This is a genomic window from Succinivibrio sp., assembly GCF_045124615.1.
GTDB lineage: Bacteria > Pseudomonadota > Gammaproteobacteria > Enterobacterales > Succinivibrionaceae > Succinivibrio > Succinivibrio faecicola.
In genome coordinates, this window is record NZ_JBGVMC010000156.1 from 1 (window position 1) to 6,368 (window position 6,368).

7 protein-coding genes are annotated in these 6,368 nt (G+C 32.8%); 1 reads left to right on the forward strand and 6 read right to left on the reverse strand.

Annotated elements, in window-relative coordinates:
* Positions 1-57: 57 nt before the first annotated feature.
* The 6 genes from ACJML3_RS04055 to ACJML3_RS04080 form a co-directional block, all read right to left on the reverse strand.
* Positions 58-384: a hypothetical protein gene (locus ACJML3_RS04055; RefSeq protein WP_406020853.1), complete on the reverse strand. Its 327-nt coding sequence runs from the start codon at positions 382-384 to the stop codon at positions 58-60.
* Positions 384-950, reverse strand: a complete 567-nt coding sequence (locus ACJML3_RS04060) for a hypothetical protein (RefSeq protein WP_406020855.1) — start codon at positions 948-950, stop codon at positions 384-386. The genes ACJML3_RS04055 and ACJML3_RS04060 overlap by 1 nt, the downstream gene beginning before the upstream one ends.
* Positions 951-1,052: 102 nt before the next feature.
* Positions 1,053-1,970: a hypothetical protein gene (locus tag ACJML3_RS04065; RefSeq protein ID WP_406020857.1), complete on the reverse strand. Its 918-nt coding sequence runs from the start codon at positions 1,968-1,970 to the stop codon at positions 1,053-1,055.
* Position 1,971: 1 nt separating this feature from the next.
* On the reverse strand, positions 1,972-2,886 hold the full coding sequence (locus tag ACJML3_RS04070; protein WP_406020859.1) for a site-specific tyrosine recombinase: 915 nt from the start codon (positions 2,884-2,886) through the stop codon (positions 1,972-1,974).
* Between the two features lies 1 nt (position 2,887).
* Complete coding sequence (locus ACJML3_RS04075; protein WP_406020861.1) at positions 2,888-3,247, reverse strand: hypothetical protein; 360 nt, start codon at positions 3,245-3,247, stop codon at positions 2,888-2,890.
* A gap of 350 nt (positions 3,248-3,597) precedes the next feature.
* Entirely contained in the window at positions 3,598-5,340 is a 1,743-nt protein-coding gene (locus ACJML3_RS04080; protein ID WP_406020863.1) for an alpha amylase N-terminal ig-like domain-containing protein, read from the reverse strand.
* A gap of 142 nt (positions 5,341-5,482) precedes the next feature.
* On the opposite strand from ACJML3_RS04080, the gene ACJML3_RS04085 reads away from it, so the two are divergent.
* The coding region (locus tag ACJML3_RS04085; RefSeq protein WP_406020865.1) for an AraC family transcriptional regulator at positions 5,483-6,368 on the forward strand (886 nt) is incomplete at its 3' end.

The window sequence follows — 6,368 nt, forward strand, 5'->3', positions numbered from 1 at the left end:
ATCACCCCTGTTAGATACTAGGGGTGACGGAGTTTAGGTTTCATTTTATGATTGTCTTTATTTCATGCATTTTTGTTCTAAAATCGCTAAAGCACTGCCCTCTTTGAATTCTCTAGACTTATATTTCTTTTTATAAGATGCAATACTTCTTTTTAATGGCTCAATATGCTCTTTACTCTCAAGAGTAAATTCAGCTAATGCCTCTCCAAAATTTGAGTGAATTAAGTCTGATGGTGACTTGCCGTCAAGAAATGAGAGAACCTCTATTAGAGCAGATAGCTGTGGAGTTGGTCTTACACTAACTATTTTGAAACTATCTTGTGTTTCAGCCTTTATCTTTCCCTCTGTCAGAGCCTTTTTCTGAATATCCTCAATAATGCTCATTATTTCTTGCTCCTAGAACTCTTGTTTAACTGAATCCATGATTCAAGACTCTTGAATACTCTTTTATATTCAGGAGTAGATAATAGATTTTCCCTTTCACAGAACTGCATAAGTTTCATTCCTACCTGAATATAACTTTCAGAATGTTCAATACCGTTATGAGAGGAGAGCTTAATCTTTTTTGCTGCAGGACCAAAATCAAGCAGATCTTGAGATATGGAAGTATGTGAAATAACCTCATTTGACCATGTAGCCACATCAAAAGAGCCTTTAGAGCCAGCATAGGCATCAGCAATCAGAGAGATAATCAAAGCAACGTCTTTTGCTACGCCTTTAGCATTAAGCGATTTCTTGAAATAATGAACAAGAACTGTATGAATGAGATCTGATTTTGATTTGATACCATAGTGAGACTGGATTTCATTTAATAGCTCAAGATCTTCATTATCAAATTTCACATTGTACTTTTTATCAATATTCTCTTTTGTAAAAGAAAAAGAGTTGTCTTTAAATTGCTCTTTATCTATGACATTATTTGGCTGATGAATTACGGCAGAAAACGACATGATAAATATCCAAAATTTAAATCTAATAAGTGTAAAAAAATTATAGATCTATTTGGATTAGATTCAAGTCAAATTTTGACTAATTTCTTAGTCTTAAATTAGCTACAAGCCATGTTTTGTAGCCTGAATTCTTATCTGCTCTGTTGCAGGAGATGAGTACCAGACAGGAATTGGTCTTGAAAAATTTGAGAAGTCTTTACAGATTCTGTCATACAGTAACTGCATCTTATTTAGATTACTTTTGTTTTTTAATGCTCTCTTACCGCATTTAAACAATGAATAAAAAGCACAGTAAAGGGCAAAATGCATCCAGAATTTTGTAGGAACATTTCCTCCAAAATATCCATCAATAATACCAGCACACAAAAGTGGATATTCACCTGCACTTTCTAACTCAAGATTTGCAAAATCCTCACACAGATCACCAGGTCCAATTGTAAAAGATGGAAGGAATGCTAAAGAAGTATCCTTACTTATAAGTATGTTGTTGTGCTTGAACGATCCATAACGCATTACACTTTTAAAAACACTGAAATGATCATATCTTGTGGATATGGCATTTAAAGCATAATTATCATTTTTAAAATGAGGAAGATCTGAAATATAGAAAGCTAGTTTCTCCATAAAAGAATCATGTCTTGTATGGGCTTTAGCTATCTGTTTTTCATTAAGAGTATAAGAGTGAATATCACAAAGGATCCTTCCTATTCTTTTGCCAGTTGAATACTGCCATGTAGGAGGAACAACCTTTAAAAAATCTGCAAGAAAACCACCATCAAAATTTTCAAAAACAGCACTTGAGATATTCAGAGATGAATTTCTGTTAAGTGATAATGGCTTTAGGATAGAGCCATTTGAAAATTTATAAAAGTATTCACTAGACTGATATGCTCTTTTAAGTTTCTGATAATTATTAAGTGAAGACTGCATGCAAAGACATGAAGTATCTGTACTTTGCAGAACAAAATACTCTATCTGTGAATTAGGATCTTTGAATAATGGTCTGTAACCTAACTGCATATCAGTTCCTTGGATGTGAGCGATTAAATACCTGATGCATTCTGTAAGTAGCTACATAAGTATAAATCTGCGTAGTTGTAAGAGAACTATGGCCAAGCATCATCTGCACTGAACGCAAATCTGCATCATGATTTAACAGATGAGTTGCAAAAGCGTGTCTGAAAGCATGAGGGGATACACAAGAAGGATCTATACCAATATCAGTGCAGTATTTTTTTATGCGCTGCCAAAAACCGATTCTTGTAAGGGAGCAAATCTTACCGTCTGAATTAATCTTTCCTGAAATAAAGATATAAGGAAAAATTTTTTTGGGATCTTTTTGAGATCTAAATCCCTCAATATACTGCTTAAGATATTCAAGAGCCCTTTTACAGACTGGAATTAGTCGCTCCTTTCCACCTTTACCGATAATCTTTAGAAAACCATCCTGAAAATTAACATTTTCAAATTTAATATTTACAAGCTCAGATACACGAAGACCTGTTGCATATACTAATTCAAGCATTGCCTTGTCTCTCTGGCCCTGAAATGTTGAACAGTCTGGTGCAGTCAGGATTGAATCTACGGTACTCTCAGAAATAACGTGGGGAACATGTTTTACTAACTTAGGGCTTTCAATAGTACTGCTAGGATCGAATGAAAATATTTTTTCCTTAATAAGAAATCTGCAAAAATTCCTAATGGATGTCAGAGTTCTTGCAACAGATGATGATTTATAATTGTGAATATATTCAAGATAGCATCTTATGTTTTCGGTTGTTATTCCTGTTACATCAAGTGAAAGCTCTTCTTTTAGAAATGTTAAAAACCGATTAATGTCAGAAATATAGGATCTTATGCTGTTACTTGATAATGAATACTCTAGCAGCAAATAATCCTCATATTTATAAAATATTTCTTTATAATCGGTTTTCATTTTATTCTTTACCGAGCTTAAAAAGCTGAGCCATACTTAATAGGCGCTTTTTGCTACTCTTGTATACAGTTGCATAATATCCGTCATTTCGCTTTATTACGCAGAATTTGTAAACGCCATCTGAATTTGGATAAAAGCTGATTTCCTCAAACTTTGAATCAGGATTCAGTTTTAAAGGTAAAGAGCCTTCTCTGATTACACCAGGACCAGACATGAATCCAAAATTACTTCCCTCTGACCAGTCAGAATCTGCAAATTTGAATTTGTAAGGAGACCAATCAGTTCTTAAGGTTGCATATGTGCAGTATCCGTCATCAGATTTTCTTAGTCTGTATGTTTCTGATACCTCATAATCATTCATTTCTCCTCTTAAATAAACCGGACGGTTATTAATATTTAAAGAAGAACTAATAATCTGATCTATTGGACCTTGTGAAGAGCAGGAACATAAGATCATGCCAGAAAAAACAGTTGATAATAATTTTTTTGAAATTTTCACAGTGAACTCGAGTTTAATGAATATTATTAGTTAATTTTACACATTATTTATAGATTTATATTTGTAAAATCATGATTTTAACTATTTTCTAAACACTTTTTTGATTTTTTTTGCATTAAAGCACGTTTTTTATTTATCAATAAGCATAAAAAAGCCTTTTTAGCACGAACCAAAAAGGCATTGAACATACAGAGTGTGTAAATAAATATCAATTAGCTGACTATTACTAGTACGCCTCCTTTTTGCAGTTTTGAATCACTATATTTATGGGAAAAAACTATTTTTGAATCATAATTTTTATGAATTTCCACATCACAATCTGAATCATTTATAAATACGGAGCCTTTTTTATCAGTGCCTCTTGTGTAATGAATCAGTCTTCTTGTATCCATATTGAAAAATTCAAAAGGCTGCTCGCTTTTAAAACAATCAAGCTTTCTTACAGCGATTAGCGCCTTTACTTGATTAAAGACAGATTGGTGTTCTGAACAGTCAAGATATTTCCATGGCATTGGCTTTCTGTTGTACGGATCGTTCTGACCATCAAGAGCAAGCTCTGTTCCGTAGTAGATACATGGACTACCAGGCATTGTCATAAGAATAGAAAGTTGCTGAATAAAACTATCATAGCTACCTGATCTTGTGATAATTCTGCCAACATCATGACTGTCTAGCTGGTTGAAAATAACTCTGTTTGTCTGATCTTTGTATAAGGAATAACAATAATTTATCTGATGAACAAAATCTTCTGTGCAAAGATTCTTATCTTTAAAGAATGTATCAAGGCTGAACATAAATGGATAATTCATTACAGAATCATACTCATCGCCTTCAAGATATGTTGAAGAATCTGTCCAGATTTCTCCTAACAAGAAAATATCTGGTTTTACAGCCTTAAGTTCTAGATTCAGATGTTTTATAAATGAATGTGAAATCTCATTGCCGACATCAAATCTGATACCGTCTATATCGAACATAGAAATCCACTTTTTGCAAACATCTGTGAAATAATCAACAACTGCCTTATTGTTAGTATTGAGCTTTGGCATATCACTGACGAAAGCAAAAGAATAGTAACGACCATCTTTTGTATTTCCAATCTTTGCAAATTCAGGTGTGTTTATGTAATACCAGTTGTAATATAAAGAGTTCTGTCCATTCTTAAGAACATCCTTAAATGCAAAGAAATCTCTTGATGTATGATTAAAAACAGCATCAATCATCACCTTTATTCCAAGTGAATGAGCTCTTTTAACGAGATTTGCAAAATCATCATTTGAACCAAAAGCAGGATCGACTGTCAGATAGTCATCAGTGTTGTATTTATGATTTGTTGAACTTTTAAATATTGGATTGAAATAAATTCCTGTAATACCAAGATTAGACAAGTACTCAAGTTTTGAATCTATGCCTTTGATATTACCACCGTACATACTCTTATAATCAATACAGTTAACATCGTTCCAGTCAACAAAATTAGCCTTATATCCATCATCTACTCTGCAGAATCTGTCAGGGAGGATCTGATACCACACAGTGTTTTCCACCCATTTTGGAGGAATACAGATATCAGAGTCATTCATCCAGCCGAACTTGAAATAGTGTTTTGCAAACTCTAATCTGTTTAGGAAACTTATTTGGTGAATACCATCTTCTAATAGGCAGACACTAGTATCATTGTCAAAATAAATTACAAAATAGTACTGGAGACGTTTATATTCTGGTTTTACGATAACAGAGAAAATATTCTCTAAAGATAAAGACCTAGAAACATGCATTTCAACAGGATTTCCAGTCCAGTTACTTCCTGATATACCTTTACTGTAAGGATCATCACACATGAGAACGGCTCTTTTTACACTTTTATTTGTGTGTAGATTTATCTTCAGCTCATTTTCATTTAGGCAATAACAGTCGTTAAAACCACACTTATGATAAATACCTTCTAACATCATGATAATTGCTCCTTCATGAGTAAATCTGATGATGTCAGTTTAATTCGATTAAATAAGAGGATCTTTAATGATAGTATTTACAAATTAACACAATAGTATTATTGTTTTTATATATCTTTTTAATTAGCTTATAGGTTTTATTATGAATAACAATAAGTTAATACATGAAGCTAAAATTCACGGTCAGAATAAATTTTCATTTTCCATCTACCATTCACTGGTACCTTGCTGTCTTAACTCATTTCCTCTTCACTGGCATGATGAAATTGAAATTTCCTATATCAAAAAAGGATGCGCTGATTTTTATATCTGCAATCAGTTATATACAGCACATGAAGGCGATATTCTTATATCCAATACTAAATATCCTCACAGCATGCAGCAGCACAAAGAAGAAAGCGCTGATTATTTCACTGTTCTCATAAATACAAAGCTTTTGCAGCAGGATATGAAAAGTGAGGTTATTCATGATGAACTTATTGATAAAATTAGAAAAATAGAAGATGCAACTTTAATTTTTCCTCCTTTTATAAAAGCGGATAGCGAACTTGCAAAAAATCTTTTTCCATTTCTTGATAACATTATTAACCATAGAAAAGAGTGCTATTCAGAGTACCAGCTTTTTGTTCTTGGAAACATTCTGATAGTTTTTAACTATCTTCTTAAAAATACTTGCTCTACTGATAAAAATATTGGTGAATTCAGATACGATTTTTCAAAAATCAAACCAGCTGTACATGCTGTTCACAATCAATATGAGCAAAAACTTTCTATAGAACAGGTCGCCGCAATGTGTTATCTGTCTAAAAGTCACTTCATGAAGCTTTTTAAGAATATTACAGGAAAAGGATTTAATGAATTCTTAATTGAGCACAGACTGCATATGGCATCAATAATGCTCAAAAAATCAGATGACAAGCTTATTGATATTGCAGTTAACTGCGGTTTTGAAAACCAGTCTTACTTTACGAGAAGCTTTACTAAACACTTTAAAATGACACCAAGTCAGTTCAGAAGAAAAAATCGTG